The organism is Streptomyces sp. NPDC029138 (genome assembly GCF_055564375.1).
Genome location: NZ_JBVHWM010000004.1, coordinates 174,696 through 196,578, shown reverse-complemented (window position 1 = coordinate 196,578; position 21,883 = coordinate 174,696). Strand labels below are relative to the sequence as shown.

The 21,883-nt window shown below is 71.6% G+C and carries 18 protein-coding genes; 8 read left to right on the top strand and 10 right to left on the bottom strand.

Annotated elements, in window-relative coordinates; all coding sequences use genetic code 11:
• Positions 1-7: 7 nt before the first annotated feature.
• Positions 8-1,114, bottom strand: a complete 1,107-nt coding sequence (locus ACZ4WH_RS06595) for a mechanosensitive ion channel family protein (RefSeq protein ID WP_468177257.1) — start codon at positions 1,112-1,114, stop codon at positions 8-10.
• A 125-nt stretch (positions 1,115-1,239) separates the two neighbouring features.
• On the opposite strand from ACZ4WH_RS06595, the gene ACZ4WH_RS06590 reads away from it, so the two are divergent.
• On the top strand, positions 1,240-1,812 hold the full coding sequence (locus ACZ4WH_RS06590) for a dienelactone hydrolase family protein (RefSeq protein WP_468177255.1): 573 nt from the start codon (positions 1,240-1,242) through the stop codon (positions 1,810-1,812).
• 18 nt (positions 1,813-1,830) lie between these two features.
• Here the strand turns inward: ACZ4WH_RS06590 and ACZ4WH_RS06585 are convergent, their stop codons facing one another.
• From ACZ4WH_RS06585 to ACZ4WH_RS06570, 4 genes are all read right to left on the bottom strand, one after another.
• Positions 1,831-3,501 (bottom strand): alkaline phosphatase D family protein, encoded by a 1,671-nt coding sequence (locus ACZ4WH_RS06585; RefSeq protein WP_468177253.1) that lies wholly within the window; start codon positions 3,499-3,501, stop codon positions 1,831-1,833.
• Positions 3,502-3,581: 80 nt separating this feature from the next.
• Positions 3,582-4,394 carry a DsbA family protein gene (locus ACZ4WH_RS06580; protein WP_468177251.1) on the bottom strand — a complete coding sequence of 271 codons (813 nt, stop codon included), beginning with the start codon at positions 4,392-4,394 and terminating at the stop codon, positions 3,582-3,584.
• A 66-nt stretch (positions 4,395-4,460) separates the two neighbouring features.
• The gene (locus ACZ4WH_RS06575) at positions 4,461-5,141 is read right to left on the bottom strand and encodes a hypothetical protein (protein WP_468177249.1); all 681 of its coding nucleotides are present in this window, start codon (positions 5,139-5,141) and stop codon (positions 4,461-4,463) included.
• A 68-nt stretch (positions 5,142-5,209) separates the two neighbouring features.
• A complete protein-coding gene (locus ACZ4WH_RS06570; protein WP_468177247.1) occupies positions 5,210-6,535 on the bottom strand; it encodes a DUF2252 domain-containing protein in 1,326 nt (441 codons plus the stop codon).
• A 170-nt stretch (positions 6,536-6,705) separates the two neighbouring features.
• On the opposite strand from ACZ4WH_RS06570, the gene dnaE reads away from it, so the two are divergent.
• Positions 6,706-10,245: a DNA polymerase III subunit alpha gene (gene dnaE / locus ACZ4WH_RS06565; protein WP_468177244.1), complete on the top strand. Its 3,540-nt coding sequence runs from the start codon at positions 6,706-6,708 to the stop codon at positions 10,243-10,245.
• Between the two features lie 81 nt (positions 10,246-10,326).
• Here the strand turns inward: dnaE and ACZ4WH_RS06560 are convergent, their stop codons facing one another.
• On the bottom strand, positions 10,327-10,494 hold the full coding sequence (locus ACZ4WH_RS06560; RefSeq protein WP_468177242.1) for a hypothetical protein: 168 nt from the start codon (positions 10,492-10,494) through the stop codon (positions 10,327-10,329).
• A gap of 225 nt (positions 10,495-10,719) precedes the next feature.
• Here ACZ4WH_RS06560 and ACZ4WH_RS06555 point away from each other — a divergent pair, with 225 nt between their 5' ends.
• The 4 genes from ACZ4WH_RS06555 (at position 10,720) to ACZ4WH_RS06540 (ending at position 15,067) form a co-directional block, all read left to right on the top strand.
• The gene (locus tag ACZ4WH_RS06555; protein ID WP_468177240.1) at positions 10,720-11,940 is read left to right on the top strand and encodes an NYN domain-containing protein; all 1,221 of its coding nucleotides are present in this window, start codon (positions 10,720-10,722) and stop codon (positions 11,938-11,940) included.
• 59 nt (positions 11,941-11,999) lie between these two features.
• Positions 12,000-13,013, top strand: coding sequence for an ABC transporter ATP-binding protein (locus ACZ4WH_RS06550; RefSeq protein WP_468177238.1), 1,014 nt, complete (start codon positions 12,000-12,002; stop codon positions 13,011-13,013).
• 556 nt (positions 13,014-13,569) lie between these two features.
• Positions 13,570-14,391: an ABC transporter permease gene (locus tag ACZ4WH_RS06545; RefSeq protein WP_468177236.1), complete on the top strand. Its 822-nt coding sequence runs from the start codon at positions 13,570-13,572 to the stop codon at positions 14,389-14,391.
• Between the two features lie 34 nt (positions 14,392-14,425).
• Positions 14,426-15,067, top strand: a complete 642-nt coding sequence (locus ACZ4WH_RS06540) for an AAA family ATPase (protein WP_468177234.1) — start codon at positions 14,426-14,428, stop codon at positions 15,065-15,067.
• A gap of 40 nt (positions 15,068-15,107) precedes the next feature.
• Here ACZ4WH_RS06540 and ybaK read toward each other — a convergent pair whose 3' ends face one another.
• The 4 genes from ybaK to ACZ4WH_RS06520 all read right to left on the bottom strand — a co-directional run bounded on the left by ybaK (position 15,108) and on the right by ACZ4WH_RS06520 (position 19,241).
• A complete protein-coding gene (ybaK, locus tag ACZ4WH_RS06535; protein ID WP_468177232.1) occupies positions 15,108-15,611 on the bottom strand; it encodes a Cys-tRNA(Pro) deacylase in 504 nt (167 codons plus the stop codon).
• A gap of 18 nt (positions 15,612-15,629) precedes the next feature.
• Positions 15,630-16,370 carry an LON peptidase substrate-binding domain-containing protein gene (locus ACZ4WH_RS06530; protein WP_468177230.1) on the bottom strand — a complete coding sequence of 247 codons (741 nt, stop codon included), beginning with the start codon at positions 16,368-16,370 and terminating at the stop codon, positions 15,630-15,632.
• 11 nt (positions 16,371-16,381) lie between these two features.
• Positions 16,382-17,467, bottom strand: coding sequence for a hypothetical protein (locus tag ACZ4WH_RS06525; protein ID WP_468177228.1), 1,086 nt, complete (start codon positions 17,465-17,467; stop codon positions 16,382-16,384).
• Between the two features lie 196 nt (positions 17,468-17,663).
• Positions 17,664-19,241 carry an oxidoreductase gene (locus tag ACZ4WH_RS06520; protein ID WP_468177226.1) on the bottom strand — a complete coding sequence of 526 codons (1,578 nt, stop codon included), beginning with the start codon at positions 19,239-19,241 and terminating at the stop codon, positions 17,664-17,666.
• 210 nt (positions 19,242-19,451) lie between these two features.
• Here ACZ4WH_RS06520 and hisD point away from each other — a divergent pair, with 210 nt between their 5' ends.
• Both hisD and ACZ4WH_RS06510 read left to right on the top strand, forming a co-directional pair.
• A complete protein-coding gene (gene hisD / locus ACZ4WH_RS06515) occupies positions 19,452-20,777 on the top strand; it encodes a histidinol dehydrogenase (protein WP_468177224.1) in 1,326 nt (441 codons plus the stop codon).
• Complete coding sequence (locus ACZ4WH_RS06510) at positions 20,774-21,880, top strand: histidinol-phosphate transaminase (RefSeq protein WP_468177222.1); 1,107 nt, start codon at positions 20,774-20,776, stop codon at positions 21,878-21,880. Before hisD ends, ACZ4WH_RS06510 begins: the two co-directional genes overlap by 4 nt.
• Positions 21,881-21,883: the final 3 nt, after the last annotated feature.

Here is a 21,883-nt window from a genome sequence, read left to right as displayed (position 1 = left end):
GTCGCTCCTAGCCCCGGCCGGTGCGCGGGAAGTCGTAGGCCCTGCGCAGGGAGGCGCCGTCGGGGGACGGGACGCGGCTCGGCGGGAGCACCGACTCCGCGGTGTTCACCCGGGGCAGCGCGTAGGGGTGCTCGGCGGACAGCCAGCTGATCATCTGCTCGCGGACCGTGACCCGCACCGTCCAGATGTCGTCGGCGTCCTTCGCCGTCACCAGCGCGCGCACCTGGATGGTGTTCGGCGTGGTGTCCGTCACCTGGAGGTTGCACGCGCGGCCGTCCCAGGCCGGGCAGGCGCGCAGGATGTCCCGCAGCTTCTCGCGCATCGCCTCGATCGGCGCGCTGTGGTCGAGATGCCAGTAGACGATCCCGGTCATCTGCGGGGTGCCACGGGACCAGTTCTCGAAGGGTTTGGAGGTGAAGTACGACACCGGCATGGTGATCCGGCGCTCGTCCCAGGTCCGTACCGTCAGAAAGGTCAGGGTGATCTCCTCGACGGTGCCCCACTCGCCGTCCACGACGACGGTGTCGCCGAGCCGGACCATGTCCCCGAAGGCGATCTGGAGCCCGGCGAACATGTTCGCCAGCGTGGACTGGGCCGCGACACCGGCCACGATGCCGAGGACGCCGGCGGATGCCAGCAGGGACGCGCCGGCCGCGCGCATCGCCGGGAAGGTCAGCAGCATCGCGGCGACGGCGACCACCCCGACGATCGCCGCGACCACGCGCATGATCAGGCTCACCTGGGTGCGCACGCGCCGGACCCGGGCGGGGTCGTGGTGGGCGCGGGCGTAGCGGGTGTAGGTGGTCTCGACTATGGCCGCGGCGATCCGGATCACCAGCCAGGCCGCAGCCCCGATCAGCACCAGGGTCAGCGTCCGCCCGACGCCGGTCTGGTGCTGCTGGAGCAGTTTCGCCTGGTCGTAGGAGCCTCTGAGCAGGGCCGCGCACAGCACCATCTGGTACGGCACGCGGCCGCGCCGCAGCAGGCCCCACAGTGGGGTCTCGCTGTGCCGTTCGTCGGCCTTGCGCAGCAGCACGTCCGTGGCCCAGCCGATGAGTACGGTCAGGAACACGGAACCGCCGACCACGATCACGGGACGGAGTACGGTCTCCATGCCTCGGAACCTAACCGGCTTCGGTGGGACATGAACATGTGACTTCGGGGCGCTCGTGGGTACGGGCGGTGCCGCCGGTGCGGCCGTGGTACGGCTCGGGCGGGCCCGGCTGGCACCATGGCCTCATGAACATCATGCTCTTTCACTCGACCTACGGGCTCAGGCCCGCGGTGCGCGAGGCCGCGGACCGGCTGCGCGCGGCGGGCCACGAGGTGTGGACGCCGGACCTCTTCGAGGGGCGTACGTTCGACACCGTCGAGGAGGGCATGGAGTTCAAGGAGCGGATCGGCAAGGAGGAGTTGCTCAAGCGGGCCGTGCTGGCGGCGGCGCCGTACTCGGACCGGGGGCTGGTGTACGCCGGGTTCTCGCTCGGCGCCTCCATCGCCCAGACCCTGGCCCTCGGTGACGACAAGGCGCGCGGGCTGCTGCTCCTGCACGGCACGTCGGACATCGCGCCGAACGCGCACGTGGACGAGCTGCCGGTGCAGCTGCACGTGGCCGAGCCGGACCCGTTCGAGACGGACGACTGGCTGAGCGCCTGGTATCTACAGATGGGCCGGGCGGGCGCCGATGTGGAGGTCTACCGGTACGCCGGGGCCGGGCACGTCTACACCGACCCCGAACTGCCGGACTACGACGCGGAGGCCGCCGAGGCCACCTGGCGGGTGGCGCTCGGCTTCCTCGAATCGCTCGGCTGAGCGGTCGCGTCCGGGCGGTCACACCGGGTCGTAGGTCCGCTCGACCTTCTGCGTGCCGCTGCGGGTGCGGTAGGAACGCACCCAACTGGAGGTGGCGTTCGCGTCGGTGCGGTCGGACAGGACGTAGTAGTCCATCTGCGCGCGGTCGGCGGTGATGTCCAGCACGCCGTAGCCGTGCCGGTCGGTGTCCACCCAGTGGACGTGCCGGTTGGCGGCCCTGATGACCGGCGCGGCGATCGCGGAGACCGTGCCCTCGGGCACCTTCACGATGTCGTCCAGGTTGTCGGAGGTCACCGAGGTCACCACGAACTCGGTGGCCGCCGACGCCGACAGCGGGTAGGTGCCCGCGTCCACCGGCACGTCGTTGGCCCAAGCCATGTGGATGTCACCGGTCAGGAAGACGGTGTTGCCGATGGCGTTGGAGCGCAGGTGGGCCAGCAGTTCGCGGCGGTCGTCGGTGTAGCCGTCCCACTGGTCGGTGTTGGCGGCGATGCCCTCCTGCGGCAGCCCGAGCAGCTTGGCGAGCGGCTTGAACAGGTCCGCGGAGAGGGAGCCGAAGGAGAACGGCGAGATCATCACCGAGTTGCCGACCAGCCGCCACCTGGTGTCGGAGGCCTTCAGGCCGGCCTTCAGCCAGTCGAGCTGGGCGCGTCCGGTGAGCGTGCGGTCCGGGTCGTCGACCGAGCCGCTGGCCGTGGACGCCTGCTGGGAGCGGAAGGAGCGCAGGTCCAGCAGGGACAGGTCGGCGAGCTTGCCGAACCGCAGCCGCCGGTAGGTGGTGCCGGCGACGGCCGGGCGGACCGGCATCCACTCGAAGTAGGCCTGTTTTGCGGCGGCCTGACGCGCCGACCAGGTGCCCTCGGCGCCCTCGGTGTGGTTGACCGCGCCGCCCGACCAGGCGTTGTCGGCGAACTCGTGGTCGTCCCAGATCGCGATGACCGGCGCCTTCAGGTGCAGGGCCTGGAGGTCGGGGTCGGTCTTGTACCTGGCGTGCCGGACGCGGTAGTCGGCGAGGGTGAGGATCTCGCCCGCGGGCGCGTGCGGGCGTACGACCGTGCCCCGGGTCCCGTACTCGCCGGACTTGTACTCGTAGATGTAGTCGCCGAGATGCAGCCAGGCGTCCAGGTCGTTCCGGGCCGCGAGGTGGCGGTAAGCGGAGAACCAGCCGGCCTCCCAGTTGGCGCAGGAGACCACGCCGAAGCGCAAGGAGGAGACGTCCGCGTCCGCCGCCGGCGCGGTGCGGGTGCGCGCCACCGGGGAGTCGGTGCCGCCGGCCGAGAAGCGGAACCAGTAGTCGGTGGCCGGCTCCAGACCGCGGATGTCGGCCTTCACGGTGTGGTCGGAGGCGGCCGTCGCCGTGGTGGAGCCCTTGGCGACGATGCTGGTGAACGCCTTGTCCTTGGCGACGGCCCAGCTGACCTCGGTGTCCGGGCCGAGCCCCGAACCCGGTATCGCCTCCGGGGTCGGGGTCACCCGGGTCCACAGCAACACGCCGTCGGGCAGCGGGTCGCCGGAGGCGACACCGTGCAGGAAGGCGGGGGTGTCCGTGGCGGCGCGGGCCGGCAGCGCGGCGGCCAGCGGGCCGGCCAGGACAGCGGTCGCCGCCGCGGCCTTGACGACCGTACGGCGGCGGGGCGAAAGCGAACCGAGGTTCTGGGAGGCCTCGGATGATCTGTATCGACTGGTCACGGACGATCAGGTTACTGATCGGTACGCGCAAGAGCGGGCGAACTCGCAAAAGTTCGCCCGCTCTTTGACTGAGTGTCGGCTCAGCCCTTGAGGGCCGCCTCCAGCGCGGTGTTGAACTCGGCGACCGTCATGGGCGCGTTCTTGCCGTCGGAGCCCGTCAGTGCCTTGCCGTCCATCTTCAGGGTCGGGGTGCCCGAGATGCCGTCCTTGTCGAAGATCTTCGACTCCTCAAGCGCCCACCTGTCGTAGGTGCCGTCCTTCACGGCCTTCTGGAAGGCCGCGTTGCCCTTCAGCGCGGGGACCGTGTCGGCGATCTTGATCAGGTAGCTGTCGTCCTTGAACTTGTCGGTGGTCTCCGCGGGGTGCCACTTCTTCGAGTACATCGCGGTCTTGTACTCGAGGAAGGCCTCGGGGCTGACGTTGAGCGCGGCCCCCAGGGCGCTGAGCGCGTTCTTGGAGCCCTCGCCCGTCAGGTTCTTGTCGAGGAAGGTGGCGCCGACGTACTGGATCCTGAACTTGCCGGCGTCGAGGTCCTTCTTGACGGTCGGGCCGACCACCTGCTCGAAGTCGGCGCAGACGGGGCAGCGCGGGTCCTCGTACATCACCAGCGTCTTCTTGGCGCTGCTCTTGCCGAGGACGATCGTCGTGCCGTCCGTGCCCGTGGTGTTGGCCGGCTTGACGAGCTTGTCGTTCTTCGCGGCCTCCCAGTAGGCGGGCTTGTTGGCCTGCACGACGGCGTAGCCTATGCCGCCGGCCGCGGCCAGGACGGCCACGACCGAGGCGGCCACGATGAGCTGCCGCCTGACCTTGTCGCGCTTGGCCTGCCGCTCGCGCTCCTGGCGCAGCCGCTCCCGGGCCGCCGTCTTCGCCGACTGGCTGTTCCGCTTGCTCATGTTGGTGATCTCCATATGGGACGCGCACACGTCGTACGCGGGATACGTGTGGGGGACTGGTCGTGCTCAGGCGAATGCCGGTGAGCACGGCGGTCCACGCCGTCCCAGGGAGTGGGTGAGGAGCCGGTCGCGGGCGGCGGCGCGGCGCGGCGCCGGGCGGGGCAGCCGGCGGGCCGGCAGCGGCCGTGCGGCGACCGCGGCCACCGCCAGCAGCAGCGGCCGGAAGGTGCTGGCGGCGACCGCCCGCAGCAGCTGGGTCAGCGCGCGCTCACCCCGGCGCAGCCAGGCGGCGGCGAGCAGCCCCACGCCGATGTGCGCGGCGAGCAGCAGCCAGGCGGCGGCCGGGCTGGCGTGGGCGAGCAGCGCCCCGGCATGGCCGGGACCGCCGGTCATCCGGGCCAGCGGGGTGCCCACCCGGCCCTCGCACAGCACGTCCAGGCCGACCGCGCGCAGCGGGCCGGCGACCGGGCCGCCCGCGCGGCCGTAGCAGGCGTGCTGGCCCGTGGTGAACACCGTGTCGGCGGCCAGCTCCAGCGGGATCAGCAGGGCCGCGATCCGGCCGAAGCCGCGCTCGCGGCCCGCCAGCGCGTACGCGGTGACGAACACCCCGGCGGCGACCGCGCCCACGGTCGCCAGCGGCAGCGGAGCACGGGACAGCAGCACGTGCGACGCGGTGCTGAGCGTCACGACGAAGGCCGTGAACAGCGCCGCGCGCACGGCTCTGAGCTGGGTCCCGGATATGTCCATAGCGAAAGGAGAGTCTGTCACGTACGCGGGTAAGGGGCCCCTAAAGGGTGCCTGTGAATCCGCGAAGGTCACAGCCCCGGAATCCGGCCGTTGCGGAACAGGTCGAGGAAGATCTGGTGGTCGGCACGCGCGCGTGCGCCGTAGCCGTGCGCGAACTCCACCAGCAGGGGCGCGAAGCTCTCCTCGTCGGCCGCGAGCGCCGCGTCGATGGCGCGCTCGGTGGAGAACGGCACCAGGGACTCGCCGGAGGTGTCGTCCGCCGCCGCGTGCATGGTGGCGGTGGCCCGGCCCAGGTCGGCGACGACGGCCGCGATCTCCTCCGGGTCGTCGATGTCGTCCCAGTCCAGGTCCACGGCGTACGGCGAGACCTCGGCGACCAGCTGGCCCGTGCCGTCCAGCTCGGTCCAGCCGAGCCACGGGTCGGCGTGCGCCTGGAGGGCGCGCTGGGAGATCACCGTGCGGTGGCCCTCGTGCTGGAAGTACTCCGCGATGGCCGGGTCCGTGATGTGCCGGGAGACGGCCGGGGTCTGGGCCTGCTTGATGTAGATCACGACATCGTTCTCCAGGGCGTCGCTGTGGCCCTCCAGGAGGATGTTGTACGACGGCAGGCCGGCCGAGCCGATGCCGATGCCCCGGCGGCCCACGACGTCCTTCACCCGGTAGGAGTCCGGGCGGGCCAGGGAGGAGTCCGGCAGCGTCTCCAGATAGCCGTCGAAGGCCGCCAGGACCTTGTACCGGGTGGCCGCGTCCAGCTCGATGGAGCCGCCGCCCGGGGCGAAGCGGCGCTCGAAGTCGCGGATCTCGGTCATCGAGTCCAGCAGCCCGAAGCGGGTCAGCGAGCGGGCGTCACGCAGCGCGTCCAGCAGCGGACCCTGCGCGGTGTCGAGCGTGAACGGCGGCACCTCGTCCCGCTTGGCGCCCGTCGCCAGGGCGTGGACGCGCTCGCGGTAGGCGGCGGCGTAGACCGTCACCAGCTCGGTGATCTGCGCGTCGCTGAGCGCCTTCGCGTACCCGATGAGCGCGACGGACGCCGAGAAGCGCTTCAGGTCCCAGGTGAACGGGCCGACGTAGGCCTCGTCGAAGTCGTTGACGTTGAAGACCAGGCGGCCGTTGGAGTCCATGTACGTGCCGAAGTTCTCCGCGTGCAGATCGCCGTGGATCCACACGCGTGAGGTGCGCTCGTCCAGGTACGGGCCGCCGCGCTTCTCGGCGTCCAGGTCGTGGTAGAAGAGGCACGCCGTGCCCCGGTAGAAGGCGAACGCCGAGGCCGCCATCTTCCGGAACTTCACCCGGAACGCTGCCGGGTCGGCGGCCAGGAGCCGGCCGAAGGCGGTGTCGAAGACGGCGAGGATCTCCTCGCCGCGCTGCTCCTCGTCGAGCTGGGGGACCGACATCGCGGGGTGCCTCCTGGTGCGTTACCTGTACGACAGCGTTTCTGCCGTATCCAACGCACGAAGGTACGCGGAGGTGCCCGTCGGTTGTCAGTGCCGCGGCATAGACTTCGACGCTGACCCCAGAACTGTCCGCCAGTCCGTCGCCGAGTGTTTCCCCCGGAGGCCTCACCGTGTCAAAGCCGCCCTTCACGCACCTGCACGTCCACACCCAGTACTCGCTGCTGGACGGTGCCGCGCGGCTGAAGGACATGTTCAACGCCTGCAACGAGATGGGCATGACGCACATCGCCATGTCCGACCACGGCAACCTCCACGGGGCGTACGACTTCTTCCACTCCGCGAAGAAGGCCGGAATCACCCCGATCATCGGGATCGAGGCCTATGTCGCCCCCGAGTCCCGGCGCAACAAGCGCAAGATCCTCTGGGGCCAGCCGCACCAGAAGAAGGACGACATCTCCGGCTCGGGCGGTTACACCCACAAGACGATGTGGGCCGTGAACAGGACCGGCCTGCACAACCTCTTCCGGCTCTCCTCCGACGCCTACGCCGAGGGCTGGCTCCAGAAGTGGCCCCGGATGGACAAGGAGACCATCGCCCAGTGGTCCGAGGGCATCGTCGCCTCCACCGGCTGCCCCTCCGGCGAGGTGCAGACCCGGCTGCGCCTCGGCCACTTCGACGAGGCCCTGAAGGCCGCCGCCGACTACCAGGACATCTTCGGCAAGGACAAGTACTTCCTGGAGCTGATGGACCACGGCATCGAGATCGAGCGCCGGGTCCGCGACGGCCTGCTGGAGATCGGCAAGAAGCTCGGCATCCCGCCGCTGGTCACGAACGACTCGCACTACACGTACGCGCACGAGGCGGGCGCCCACGACGCCCTGCTGTGCATCCAGACCGGCAAGAACCTCTCCGACCCCGACCGCTTCAAGTTCGACGGCACCGGCTACTACCTGAAGTCCACGGACGAGATGTACGCCATCGACTCCTCGGACGCCTGGCAGGAGGGCTGTGCCAACACGCTCCTCGTCGCCGAGATGGTGGACACCACCGGCATGTTCGAGAAGCGCGACCTCATGCCCAAGTTCGACATCCCCGAGGGCTACACCGAGGTCACCTGGTTCCAGGAGGAGGTCCGCCGCGGCATGGAGCGCCGCTTCCCGGGCGGCGTCCCCGAGGACCGGCAGAAGCAGGCCGAGTACGAGATGGACGTCATCATCCAGATGGGGTTCCCGGGCTACTTCCTCGTGGTCGCCGACTTCATCATGTGGGCCAAGCGCCAGGGCATCGCGGTCGGCCCCGGCCGGGGCTCCGCGGCCGGCTCGATCGTCGCCTACGCGCTCGGCATCACCGACCTCGACCCGATCCCGCACGGCCTGATCTTCGAGCGGTTCCTGAACCCCGAGCGCATCTCGATGCCCGATGTCGACATCGACTTCGACGAGCGCCGGCGCGTCGAGGTGATCCGGTACGTGACCGAGAAGTACGGCGCCGACAAGGTCGCCATGATCGGCACGTACGGCACCATCAAGGCCAAGAACGCGATCAAGGACTCCGCGCGTGTGCTGGGCTACCCGTACGCGATGGGGGACCGCATCACCAAGGCCATGCCCGCCGACGTCCTGGGCAAGGGCATCCCGCTGTCCGGTATCACCGACCCCAGCCATCCGCGCTACTCGGAGGCCGGTGAGGTGCGGGGGATGTACGAGAACGAGCCGGACGTGAAGAAGGTCATCGACACCGCGCGCGGTGTGGAGGGCCTGGTCAGGCAGATGGGTGTGCACGCCGCCGGTGTGATCATGTCCAGCGAGACCATCACCGAGCACGTCCCCGTGTGGGTGAGGCACACCGACGGTGTGACCATCACCCAGTGGGACTACCCGAGCTGTGAGTCGCTCGGCCTGCTGAAGATGGACTTCCTGGGTCTGCGCAACCTCACGATCATGGACGACGCGGTCAAGATGGTGAAGGCCAACAAGGGCCTCGACATCGACCTGCTGTCCCTGCCGCTCGACGACCCCACGACCTTCGAGCTGCTCCAGCGCGGTGACACGCTCGGCGTCTTCCAGTTCGACGGCGGCCCCATGCGGTCCCTGCTGCGGCTGATGAAGCCGGACAACTTCGAGGACATCTCCGCCGTGTCGGCCCTGTACCGGCCGGGCCCGATGGGCATGAACTCCCACACGAACTACGCGCTGCGCAAGAACGGGCAGCAGGAGATCACGCCGATCCATCCCGAGCTGGAGGCGCCGCTCAAGGAGGTCCTGGACGTCACCTACGGCCTGATCGTCTACCAGGAGCAGGTGCAGAAGGCCGCTCAGATCATCGCGGGCTACTCGCTCGGCGAGGCCGACATCCTGCGCCGTGTGATGGGCAAGAAGAAGCCGGAGGAGCTGGAGAAGAACTTCGTCATCTTCCAGGCCGGCGCCCGCAAGAACGGCTACAGCGACGAGGCCATCCAGGCGCTGTGGGACGTGCTGGTCCCCTTCGCCGGCTACGCGTTCAACAAGGCGCACTCCGCCGCGTACGGCCTGGTGTCGTACTGGACGGCGTACCTGAAGGCGAACCACCCCGCCGAGTACATGGCCGCCCTGCTGACCTCGGTCAAGGACGACAAGGACAAGTCGGCGGTCTACCTCAACGAGTGCCGCCGCATGGGCATCCGGGTGCTCCCGCCGAACGTCAACGAGTCCGAGGCGAACTTCGCCGCCCAGGGCGACGAAGTGATCCTCTTCGGCCTGTCCGCCGTCCGCAACGTCGGCACCAACGTGGTCGAGTCGATCATCAAGTGCCGCAAGGCGAAGGGGAAGTACACCTCTTTCCCCGACTACCTCGACAAGGTCGACGCGGTGGTCTGCAACAAGCGCACCACGGAATCGCTGATCAAGGCCGGCGCCTTCGACTCGATGGGCCACACCCGCAAGGGCCTCATGGCCCAGTACGAGCCGATGATCGACAACGTGGTCGCGGTCAAGCGCAAGGAGGCCGAGGGCCAGTTCGACCTCTTCGGCGGGATGGGCGAGGAGACCAGCGACCAGCCCGGCTTCGGGCTCGACGTGCAGTTCACCGACGACGAGTGGGACAAGACCTATCTGCTCGCCCAGGAGCGGGAGATGCTCGGTCTGTACGTCTCCGACCACCCGCTCTTCGGCCTGGAGCACGTGCTCTCCGACAAGGCGGACGCGGGCATCGCCCAGCTCACCGGCGGTGACTACGCGGACGGCTCGGTGGTGACCATCGGCGGCATCATCTCCGGCCTTCAGCGCAAGATGACCAAGCAGGGCAACGCCTGGGCCATCGCCACCGTCGAGGACCTGGCGGGCTCCATCGAGTGCATGTTCTTCCCGGCCACCTACCAGCTGGTGTCGACCCAACTGGTCGAGGACGCCGTGGTGTTCGTCAAGGGCCGCCTCGACAAGCGGGAGGACGTGCCCCGGCTCGTCGCCATGGAGCTGATGGTCCCGGACCTGTCCAACGCGGGCACCAACGCGCCCGTTGTGCTCACCATCCCGGCCGTGAAGGTGACCCCGCCGATGGTCAGCCGCCTCGGCGAGATCCTCAGCCACCACAAGGGCGACAGCGAGGTCCGGATCAAGCTCCAGGGCCCGCGCAAGACCACCGTGCTCCGCCTGGACCGGCACCGGGTCAAGCCCGACCCGGCGCTGTTCGGCGACCTGAAGGTCCTGCTCGGCCCGTCCTGCCTGGCCGGCTGAGGCCCGGCGGAGGGCGTCAACGGGAAGGGGCGCACCCTTGACGGGTGCGCCCCTCACGTGTGCCCGGGCTACAACTGCCCTTTAGTTGTGGCCGAAGCTCTTCTGCTTCTTGCGAGCGGCCTCCGAGGGGCTGCCCGGGACGTGCGCCATCGGCGGCTCGTGCTCCTCCGCCTGCGGACGCTGCGCGTGCTCGGACTGCGGAGCGCGGTTCTGCGGGCCGGACTGCTTGCGGTTCTTGTTCTTGGCCATGGTGATCTGCCTCCTGTGGGGGATCTAGGGGCCAGGGCCGGGACCAGATTCACATACGCTGACATCAAGCGCATGTCGGATAATTACCGTGTGTGACAGGGGTGGTGGGCGGACCGGAACCGCAAACGCCACGCCGAAGATCGAGTTCCGGCCGTTAACCCCCGCGTGGTCGGGCAGACTCGAAGGAAGTCCGAAGCAAAACCTCCCGGGAAGAGGGTGAGTCGCGTGGACCGCTGCATCGTCCTGGTGGACGCCGGGTATCTGCTGGGAGCCGCCGCCAGCCTCCTCGCCGGTGAGCCCTCGCGGTCCCGGATCACCGTCGACCACGCCGCGCTGATCCAGGCGCTGCGGGAACGCGCGGAGTCCGACACCGAGCGCCCCCTGCTGCGCATCTACTGGTTCGACGGCGCCCCCGACCGGGTCCCCCAGCCGGAGCATCGCCGGCTGCGCGTGATGCCCCGGGTCACCGTCCGGCTCGGCGCCCTCACCCGGAGCGACGGACGCTGGGCCCAGAAGGGCGTCGACGCCGCCATGCACGCCGAGCTGACCGAGCTGGCCCGCAACCGCGCCTGCTCCGACGTCGTCCTCGTGACCGGCGACGGCGATCTGCTGCCCGGCATGATGGCCGCCAAGGAGCACGGCGTCGCCGTCCACCTGTGGGCCGTCCAGGCCGCCGACGGCGACTACAACCAGTCCGAGGACCTGGTCGCCGAGGCCGACGAGCGGCGCGTGCTGGACCGCGCCTGGATCACCCAGGCCGTCCGCGCCAAGGAGCTGACCGGCGTCTGCGCCCCGCCGCCCGCGCCCCGCCCCGAGATCGCCGCGATCCTCTCCGCCCCGCTGCCCGAGTCCGCGCTCTCCGCGGCGAGCGAGCGGCCTGCCGAACAGCCCGCCCAGCCGGCCACCGCCGCGACCGAGAACGGCACCCAGGAGCGGGTGACCGCCCCCAAGGGCGTCCCCACCCCCAAGGACCTGGCCGCGCTGCGGGCACCCGGCACCCAGCCCGTGCAGCACCCGGCGACGGCGACCCTGCGCTGGTCCTCCGACAAGGGCTGGGTCGACCGGCCCGGCGCGGTGACCGAGCCCCCCGAGGTCGCCTCCATGCCGACGCTGGCCCAGCTCACCACCGCCGAGCAGCGGTGGGCCGACCGCGAGGAGGACATCACCACCGTCGGCGGCGATCCGTACGAGGTCGGGCAGGTCTTCGCCCGCCGCTGGATGTCCCGGCTCGGCGACCAGAGCCATCTCCAGCGGCTGTCGCAGATGTATCCGCGCATCCCGCACCGGATCGACGGGGAGCTGCTGCGGTACGCGGCGCGGTTCGGGCTGCTCGCGCACAAGGACGACCAGATCGACGAGCACGACCGTTACGCCATTCGGGCGGGGTTCTGGCGGGAGATCGACGTCCCGGCGGCGGCGGAACAGCACGCGCCCGCCGCCGACTGAAGCCCCCTGGCCGCCCCCAAAGGCGAGTAAAGGCCCCCGACCCCGTAGTCTCGTCCCTTGTGAGTACGCGCGCGGGACAGGCACTTCGGTACGACGAGGTCGTACGCGTGCGCGGGCTCAGCAAGACCTACCCGGCCGTGAAGGGCCGGCGGGGCGCGTCGGGCACCCCCGAGGTGCGGGCCACCGACGGGGTGGAGCTGGACGTGCGGCGCGGCGAGGTGTTCGGGCTGCTCGGCCCGAACGGCGCCGGCAAGTCCACCCTCGTACGGCAGCTCACCGGGCTGCTGCGGCCGGACACGGGCAGCGTCCGGATACTCGGCCACGACATCGTGCGCCACCCCGAGCGGGCCGCCCGGCTCCTCGCCTACCTGGGCCAGGAGTCCACCGCGCTGGACGAGCTGACCGTCTCCCTCGCCGCCGAGACCACCGGACGCCTGCGCGGCCTGGACGTCCGGCGGGCCCGGGCCGAGCGGGACGCCGTCCTGGACGAGCTGGGGCTGACCCCGATCGCGGGACGCGCGCTGAAGAAGCTGTCCGGCGGGCAGCGGCGGCTCGCCTGCTTCGCCGCCGCCCTCGTCGGGGAACGGCCGCTGCTCGTGCTGGACGAGCCGACCACCGGCATGGACCCGGTGGCCCGGCGCGCGGTCTGGGCGGCCGTGGACCGGCGGCGGGCCGAGCGCGGTACGACGGTGCTGCTGGTCACCCACAACGTCATCGAGGCCGAGACGGTCCTGGACCGGGTCGCCGTGCTCGACCAGGGCCGCGTCATCGCCTGCGACAGCCCCGCCGGACTCAAGGCGCAGGTCGCCGGCGAGGTGCGGGTCGAGCTGGTGTGGCGGGAGCGGGCGCCGCTGGAGGTGCCCGAGGTCGCCGTGCTGCGCGAACGGGCCGTGGAGTCCGGCCGGCGCTGGACGCTCCGGCTCGCGCCCGAGGAGGCCCGCGCCGTCGTCGCCACGGTGACCGGCGGGGCCGCCTTCGCCGCCCTGGACGACTTCACACTCGCCACGCCCAGCCTGGAGGACGTCTATCTGGCACTGGGCGGCGCGGCCCGGCAGGGGCTGGTGAAGGCGTGAGCACACCGGCTACGGAACGCGTATGGGTCTGCGGTACCGCCGCGGCGAAGAGGCCTGTCGTGGTGACCGCCGCAGCGGGAAGCCCTGTCGTGGCGGCCGCCGCAGCGGGGAGGCCTGTCGTGGGGACTGCTGTGGCCGGGAGGCCTGTCGTGGCGGCGGCCGCGGCGACGAGGTCCGTCGCGGCGAGTGCCGTGGCCGGGAGGCCCGTCGTGGCGGCCGCCGCAGCGGGGAGGCCTGTCATGGCGACTGCTGTGGCCGGGAGGCCTGTCGTGGCGGCCGCCGCGGCGAGTGCCGTGGCCGGGAGGCCCGTCGTGGCGGCCGCCGTAGCGGGGAGGCCTGTCGTGGCGACTGCTGTCGCCGGGAGGTCCGTCGTGGCGAGTGCTGTGGCCGGGAGGCCTGTCGTGGCGGCCGCCGCAGCGGGGAAGCCCGTCGTGGCGACCGTCGTAGCGGGGCGGCCTGTCGTGGCGAGTGCCGTGGCCGGGAGGCCTGTCGTGGCGAGTGCCGTGGCCGGGAGGCCCGTCGTGGCGGCCGCCGTAGGGAAGAGGAGCAGCCCGTCGTGAGTGTCGTACCCGCCGAGGTTCTGCCGGGCGGTGCCCGGGCCGTGCCGGAGACGGCGGCCGGCGCGGCCCGGCTCGGGCCGGCCGCGCGGCTGTGGCCGTCGCTGGTGGCCGTCTACCGGGCGCAGCTGTCCCGGGCCCGGGTGGCGCGGATTCCGCTGCTGTTCGTGGCGACCTTCCAGTCCATCGGCATCGCCGTGATGATGCGCGGCGTCGTCGACAGCGGCCATGAGGCCCAGTCCGTGGTGGCCGGGTCCTCCGTGCTGGTCGTCGCGTACGTCGCGCTGAACCTGCTGTCGCAGTACTTCGGGCAGCTGCGGGCCAGCGGCGGGCTCGACCACTACGCCACGCTGCCGGTGCCGCCGGCGGCCGTGGTGCTGGGCGCGGCGGCGGCGTACGCCTCCTTCACCGTGCCGGGGACCCTGGTGACGGCCGTCTTCGGCTGTGTGCTCTTCGGGCTGCCGCTGTCCAACCTGTGGATCCTGGTGGCCGTCATCCCGCTCGCCGGGGCCGCGCTGGCCGGGCTGGGCGCCGCCTGCGGGCTGCTCGCGCCCCGGCCGGAGCTGGCCACGCTGCTCGGGCAGCTCGGCATGTCGGCCGCGCTGCTGTTGGGCGTGCTGCCCGCCGACCGGATGCCGGAGGCCGTACGGCTGGCCCGTGATCTGCTGCCGTCGACCTACGGCGTGGAGGCGTACGCGCGGACCTTCGGGGCGGACCCCGACTGGCCCGTCGTCCTCGCTGACCTGGGGGTGTGCGCGGGTGTCGGTGTGATCTCGCTGGCCGTGGCGACCTGGGCGTACCGCAGGGCCGCCGTCCGGTGACGCGGCCCACAGCACGACCTGGCACGATGGTCAGGTGACCGCACCGCTGACTCCGCCTCCGCCGCCGCACGAGAACTCCCCGCACCAGGTCTGGCAGGCGCCGCCGCCCGCCGGGGTGCCGGGCGAGGGCGCGTACGAACAGGACGGTCCCGGGATGAGGACGGAACTGCGGGAGGCCACCGTGATCACGGTGGCGACGGCGCTCGGCGGGGTGCTGCTGGGGCTGCTGTGGTGGTGGCTGGCGCCGCACGTGCCGCTGATCGCTGACGAGATCGGCAAGAACTGGGTCGTCTACGTCAAGGACAGCGAGGGCGAACAGGCGGTCGGCGTGGACGGAACGTTCACTCTGCTGGGCCTCGCCTTCGGACTGGTCAGCGCCGTGGTGGTGTTTCTGCTGCGGCGGCGCGGCGGTGTGCCGGCCGTGGTGGCACTCGGCCTCGGCGGGCTGCTCGGCTCCTTGCTGGCCTGCCGGCTCGGGATGTGGCTGGGACCCGAGTCCGACGTGCTCGCGCACGCGCGGGCCGTGGGCAAGGGAGTGACGTTCTCGGCGCCGCTGAAGCTGTCGGCGAAGGGCGCGCTGCTGGCCTGGCCCTTGGCCGGGCTGCTGGTGCATCTGGGGCTCACGGCGGCGTTCGGTCCCCGCGATCCCGAGGTGCCGTACGGCGAGAGGCCATAACGAGAGACCGCGGAGTGAGGTGTCGTGGAGGGCGAGCCCGTCAGCCCCGTCCGATCGGCGCCAGCACCGCCTCCGTCAGCTTCGCCAGATCCCCCGGCGCCAGCTCCACTTCAAGCCCCCGCCGCCCCGCCGACACGCAGATCGTCGCGTGGGACTCCGCCGAGTCGTCGATGACCGTCGGGAGCTTCTTGCGCTGACCGAGCGGGGAGATGCCGCCCCGGACGTAGCCCGTGGTGCGTTCGGCGAGGGTCGGGTCGGCCATGGTCGCCCGTTTGCCGCCCACCGCCGCCGCGAGGGCCTTCAGATCCAGCGAGCCGGCCACCGGGACCACCCCGACCACCAGGGAACCGTCCACGTCGGCCACCAGGGTCTTGAAGACGCGGTCGGGGGAGACGCCCATCGCCTCCGCCGCCTCCTCGCCGTAGGAGGGGTGGGACGGGTCGTGGTCGTAGGCGTGGACGGTGAAGTCCACGCCCGCCGCCGTCAGGGCCACCGTCGCGGGCGTACCCCCGGACTGCTGCTGCTTCTTCGACTTCTTCGCCATCAGGGTGTCGGGCTTCCCTCAGTTCAGACTCGTCGGCGTCCGCGTCAGCTCGAACGCGGGCAACGAGGGCAGGCTACGGATGATGGACGTCTCCGCGCGAAGGAGTTTCAGCTCGTCCCGCAGCCGGGAGGCGGTGTCCGGGGCCTGGAGCAGCCGCTGCTTGGTCGGCGTGTCGTGCACCATCGCGGCGGCCACCAGATACGACACCACACTCGGGTCGTCCGGCAGGTCGGCGCTGGTGGACAGCGATCGCTCGCGGGCGCCCGCCAGGCGCTTCTGGTACTGGCGGAAGGAGCGCAGGACGCCCTCGGCCAGCGCGCCGGCCTCGTCCCCGGGCTCCTCCGGCAGCTCCTCCAGCTCGGCGGTCAGGAACGGGCCGGACGCGTCCACGGACAGCAGGCGGACGCGGGTCGTGCCCGTCGCCAGCACCTCGAAGGTGCCGTCGGAGCGTTCCCGGACGGTCGCCGCGTCCGCCACACAGCCCACCCCGTGGAAGGCCTTGAGCGGGTCGGGGCCGAAGCCCGCGGCCGGGCCCCGGTCGGGCTGGGCCGTGGGATCGGGCATGCCCGGGGCGCTCGGCGCGACCTCGTGGCCGTCGCGGATGGCGACGACGGCGAAGCGGCGCGGCTCCTCCTCGGGGGTCTTCAGCAGCGCGCGCATCATGGCGCGATAACGCTCCTCGAAGACGTTCAGCGGCAGCACGAGCCCCGGGAACAGCACCGAGTTCAGCGGAAAGAGCGGGAGACGGACGGTGGTCACGGCGCCCCAGCCTAGTGGTCGGCGGCGCGGGCGTGTCCGCCGTGCTCACCGAGGGGGTCCGGGGACGCCGTCAGCAGCCCGGCCGGGGCGGGCCGCGGACCCGCCGTCTCCAGGTGTTCACGCACGCGCAGGAAGTGGCCGAGCGGGTCGTCCGAGAGCCGGTCCCAGGGGAAGGAGGTGGCGTACGGGCCGATCAGGCGCAGCTGGGTGCGGGCGTCCTCCCAGCGGTCCAGCCGCAGCAGGACGTACAGCAGTTTGTTGCGGACCTCGGCGGGCCACGGGTCGGCCGCCGGGAAGCGCCCGGACAGCGCGATGGCGCGGTCGGCCGCCGCGTCCAGCCGGGCGCGCGGCACCTCGGGGCCGCAGCCGTCGGTCAGACAGCCGAAGGCCGCCCGGGCGGGCAGCGCCTGGACGAGCGAGTCGGCCGGGGCGTCCTGCGCGGCCCGGTCGGCGAAGTCGAAGCACGCGGGGTGGGAGCCATGGGGAGTGTGGGGCGTGTCTCCCCACCGGGCGCAGCAGAAGGCGGCCAGGTAGCGCAGGGCGGCCACATGGCAGCCGTAGTGGTGCGGGGCGCGCCGGACGGCCGCCTCCCACAGCTCCTCGAAGTAGCGGTGCCCGGCCCGCGAGCCGCGCGCGTGGTCGAGCGCGATCCGCCAGGGCACCGGGTCGCGGTCGTCGGCGCGGGCGGCGGCGGTGATGAGCGGGCTCACCTCGCGCAGCAGCTCGGCGCGGGCGGGCGAGGGCCAGGCGCGGTCCACCGCCAGCTGGGCCCCGAGCAGGAGCACGCCGGGGTCGTCCGGGGCGGCGGCACGCCACTCGTCGTACCACTCGGGGCGCGAGCGGGCGAAGGCGGCCAGGCGTCGTAGATACCGGTCCCGGTTCTCCCACTCGGCGGCGGCACGGGTCGAGCCGAGCAGGTCGGCCGCGGCGGCGTACTCGCCCTGGCCGGCCGCGACCAGCGCGGGCGAGAGGCGGTCGTCCGGCGCGTCCAGGACGGACTCGTCCCCGGCCGGCGGCCGGGCGGCCGGGCGCGCGGAGCGTTTGGTCATCCGGGTGGGGCGGATGAACGAGGGCAGCAGAGCCATGGTGCCGACCATTGAAAGTCCGCAGGTCGGGGCGGCGCCAGAGGGTCTGGGCAACTCATGGAAAGTTGTACGGCCGACAGTCAAGGACCGGTAAAGGGTGAATGTGTATTTTGTGCGGGCGTGTGTGCGTGAAGGGTAGATTCCGCCGGCGTCACCGCCAGTGAGTCCCGTCGCCGCCACTGCGTCCCGTCGGCCCCGCCGGGTTCCGTCAGCCCCGCCGCAGCAGCCGGGTCGCGCCCGCCGCCACCGTCGTGGCCAGGACCCAGCCGATCAGGATCAGCGCCGCCGCCAGCCACTGCCAGCCGCCGCGCAGCTGCCACTGGCCGGCCTGGCCCAGGTCGATCACCGGCAGCAGCAGGTCCAGCGTGAACAGCGCCGGGCTCCAGACCGGATGACCGCCGGAGCTGACCGGCGGATGGTCCGCGCGCGCGAAGGCGAGCGTGCCCGCCGCCCACAGCACCGCCATCCACACGGCGGCCCGGCCCGGACGATAGCCGTAGGCGACCGTCCAGTCCTGGAGATAACCCCAGAACTTGCCGGCCAGCGGCAGCGTCTCGCGTCGCCTGCGCTGCTTGGCGAGCAGCACCTCGCGCGCGTCCTCGTCCTCCCCGGCGGCGCGCAGGACCGCCGCCAGCCGCTCGTACGGCTCCGGGGCGTACTCGGCGGTGGCCGCCGCCACCCAGTCCAGGCGCCGCGTCAGCGGGAACGGGCCCTGCGGCACCAGGCTCTCGTAGGCGAACCCGCCCATGTGCAGGCTGCCCGCGTCCGGCCAGCTGCTCGCCCGGTCCACCAGGTTCACGACCCGCGCGCCGGACAGCACGACCTTGCCGCGCTCCGGCTTGTCCCCGAGGAAGCGCAGCTCCGGCGTCTGCACCCGGCGCAACGACAGTTCCTGCTCGTCGGTGAAGGAGAACCGGGCCCGCTCCAGGTCGACGGCGTCCCCGAACCGCCCGTCGTCGAGGCGCACCCCGCCCCGGGACTCGAACCGCTGGATGCGGGTCCCGCGCGCGGGTGTCGTGCCGCTCAGTAGCGGGTTGCCCACGCCGGCCGGGGTCAGGTACAGGGTCCGCTCGACCGTCAGCTGGGGGGCGTTGAGGGCGAAGCGGGCGTAGGGGTTGGCGAGCTTCGCGCCGCGCAGGCTGAGCGAGACGCCGATCTGGGCGCCGCGCAGGCTGAACTCGCCGTGCGACTCCAGCATCTCCGCCTGGAGGTCCTGGCCGACGGACAGGCCGTCGGCCGCGATCGACCGGCCGCTGCGGTCCCGGTACGCGACCGCCTGGTTGAGCAGCAGATCGGTGCCGATGTGCGCGTCCGTCAGCCGCACCCCGTTCTGGAACCGGCAGCGCGGCAGATGCAGATCACCCTCCGTGTGCACGCGGGCCGCCTCCAGGCGCGGCACCGCGCAGTCCACCAGGCGTACGGTCGTGAACCGGGCCTCGGGCAGCCGGATCTCCTCGTCGAAGCGGCAGCCGCGCAGTTCGACGTACGGCACGACCTGGCCGCCCGCCAGGTCCAGCGGGTCGGTGACGCGCACACCGACGAGCTTCAGCGCGGACACCCGGCCGGCGAGTGCCGGCGGGCCGTCGAGAAGCAGCCAGCAGACGATGCGGGCCCGTACGGTCCGGTCGGGGCCCCAGGGGTGCCCGCCGTGCGGATCGTCCACCGCCAAGTCGCCGCTGCTCAGGTCGTACACGCTGCCGTTGCGGAAGGCCTGCCACATGCCCGCCTCGGTCGCGGTCAGGTCGTCCGGCAGGTCCCCCGTGCGGATGCCGGCACCCTCGCTCACCGTTCTCCTCTTCCGGTTCGGTGGTTTTCGTACAGCCGTTCATGCCCTCTGTGACCGTCGGAACACCACCCGTGAAGGTGATCTTCCGCGTTCCGGCCACCCTATGTGCCAGTCATTGGCCCACATTTGTACCAGTCATTGGCCCACGTTCTGTATCAGCCATTGATACGCGCGAACGGCTCCCGACGGCGGTCTGAGAGAATTGGGAGTGTGATTTCCCGAATCGATCTGCGCGGCGACGCCCTTCCCGAGGGCCCCGCCCTGCGCGACCTGCTGCCCCGAGCCGACTTCGACGTTCAGGCCGCCCTGGAGAAGGTGCGCCCGATCTGCGAGGCCGTGCATCATCGTGGCGACGCGGCGCTGATCGACTTCGCCGAGAAGTTCGACGGAGTACGGCTGGAAACCGTCCGTGTCCCGGCCCAGGCGCTCACCGACGCGCTCGCCGGTCTCGACCCGGCCGTGCGCGCAGCCCTGGAGGAGTCCATCCGCCGTGCCCGGCTGGTCCACCGCGAGCAGCGCCGGACGGCCCACACCACGCAGGTCGTGCCGGGCGGCTCGGTGACCGAGAAGTGGGTTCCGGTCGAGCGTGTCGGCCTGTACGCGCCCGGTGGCCGCTCGGTCTACCCGTCGTCCGTGGTGATGAACGTGGTGCCCGCCCAGGAGGCCGGCGTCGCGTCCATCGCGCTCGCCTCACCGGCCCAGGCCGAGTTCGGTGGACTGCCGCACCTGACGATCCTCGCCGCCTGCGCCCTGCTCGGCGTGGACGAGGTGTACGCGGCCGGCGGCGCCACCGCCGTCGCGATGTTCGCGTACGGCACCGAGTCCTGCCCGCCCGCCAACATGGTCACCGGCCCCGGCAACATCTGGGTCGCCGCCGCCAAGCGCTACTTCACCGGCAAGATCGGCATCGACGCCGAGGCGGGCCCGACCGAGATCGCGATCCTCGCGGACGCCGGCGCCGACCCGGTGCACGTCGCCTCCGACCTGATCAGCCAGGCCGAGCACGACCCGCTGGCGGCGGCCGTCCTCGTCACCGACTCCGTCGAGCTGGCGGAGGCGGTCGAGAAGGAGCTGGAGCCGCAGGTCGCGGCCAGCAAGCACATCGACGACCGGATCGTGCCCGCCCTGAAGGGCAAGCAGTCCGCGATCGTCCTCGTGGACGGCATCGAGGAGGGCCTGAGGGTGGTCGACGCGTACGGCGCCGAGCACCTGGAGATCCAGACGGCGGACGCCGCTGCGGTGGCCGACCGCGTGAGGAACGCCGGCGCGGTCTTCATCGGCCCCTGGGCCCCCGTCTCGCTCGGCGACTACGCGGCCGGGTCCAACCACGTCCTGCCCACCGGCGGCTGCGCATGCCACTCCTCGGGCCTGTCGGTCCAGTCCTTCCTGCGCGGCATCCACATCGTGGACTACACGAAGGACGCGCTCGCCGAGGTCGCGCACCACGTGGTGACGCTGGCGGAGGCGGAGGACCTGCCCGCGCACGGCGCGGCGATCAAGGCGAGGTTCGGCTGGAAGGTACCCGAGAGCAAGTGAGCGACGTGCGGATCGACGATCTTCCCGTACGGGACGAGCTGCGTGGCAAGTCCCCCTACGGCGCGCCCCAGCTGGACGTCCCCGTACGGCTGAACACCAACGAGAACCCCTACCCGCTGCCCGAGCCGCTGGTCGAGCGGATCGCGGAGCGGGTGCGGGAGGCCGCCCGCGACCTGAACCGCTACCCGGACCGGGACGCGGTCCAGCTGCGCACCGAGCTGGCCAAGTACCTGACGAAGACCGGCAAGTACCCCCTCGGCATCGAGAACGTGTGGGCCGCCAACGGCTCCAACGAGGTCATCCAGCAGCTGTTGCAGACCTTCGGCGGACCGGGCCGTACGGCGATCGGCTTCGAGCCGTCGTACTCGATGCACGCGCTCATCGCGCGCGGGACCGGCACCGGCTGGATCTCCGGCCCGCGAAGCGAGGACTTCACGATCGACCTCGCCGCGGCCCGGCAGGCCATCGCCGAGCACAAGCCGGACGTCGTCTTCATCACCACCCCCAACAACCCCACCGGCAACGCGGTCCCGCCCGAGACGGTCCTCGCGCTGTACGAGGCGGCGCAGGCGGCCAAGCCGTCCATGGTGATCGTGGACGAGGCGTACATCGAGTTCAGCCACGGCGACTCGCTGCTGCCGCTGCTGGAGGGCCGCCCGCACCTGGTGATCTCCCGGACGATGTCCAAGGCGTTCGGCGCGGCCGGCCTGCGCCTCGGCTACCTGGCCGCGCATCCGGCCGTCGTGGACGCCGTCCAGCTGGTCCGGCTGCCGTACCACCTGTCGGCGATCACCCAGGCGACCGCCCTGGCCGCGCTGGAGCACACCGACACCCTGCTCGGGTACGTCGAGCAGCTGAAGGCGGAGCGGGACCGGCTGGTCGCCGAGCTGCGCGCGATCGGCTACGAGGTCACCGAGTCCGACGCGAACTTCGTGCAGTTCGGCCGGTTCGACAGCGCCCACGAGGCCTGGCGGAAGATCCTCGACCGGGGCGTGCTGGTCCGGGACAACGGCGTACCGGGATGGCTGCGGGTGTCCGCCGGCACCCCGGAGGAGAACGACGCGTTCCTCGACGCGGTCCGTGAGTTGAAGAAGGAGCTGTAACGC

What these genes read in the sequence shown, in the direction of transcription:
- ACZ4WH_RS06575 (WP_468177249.1), bottom strand. Translation starts at nt 5,141, where the DNA reads ATGGACATATCCGGGACCCAGCTCAGAGCCGTGCGCGCGGCGCTGTTC.
- ACZ4WH_RS06560 (WP_468177242.1), bottom strand. Translation starts at nt 10,494, where the DNA reads ATGGCCAAGAACAAGAACCGCAAGCAGTCCGGCCCGCAGAACCGCGCT.
- ACZ4WH_RS06525 (WP_468177228.1), bottom strand. Translation starts at nt 17,467, where the DNA reads ATGGTCGGCACCATGGCTCTGCTGCCCTCGTTCATCCGCCCCACCCGG.
- ACZ4WH_RS06590 (WP_468177255.1), top strand. Translation starts at nt 1,240, where the DNA reads ATGAACATCATGCTCTTTCACTCGACCTACGGGCTCAGGCCCGCGGTG.
- ACZ4WH_RS06570 (WP_468177247.1), bottom strand. Translation starts at nt 6,535, where the DNA reads ATGTCGGTCCCCCAGCTCGACGAGGAGCAGCGCGGCGAGGAGATCCTC.
- ACZ4WH_RS06595 (WP_468177257.1), bottom strand. Translation starts at nt 1,114, where the DNA reads ATGGAGACCGTACTCCGTCCCGTGATCGTGGTCGGCGGTTCCGTGTTC.
- ACZ4WH_RS06580 (WP_468177251.1), bottom strand. Translation starts at nt 4,394, where the DNA reads ATGAGCAAGCGGAACAGCCAGTCGGCGAAGACGGCGGCCCGGGAGCGG.
- ybaK (WP_468177232.1), bottom strand. Translation starts at nt 15,611, where the DNA reads ATGGCGAAGAAGTCGAAGAAGCAGCAGCAGTCCGGGGGTACGCCCGCG.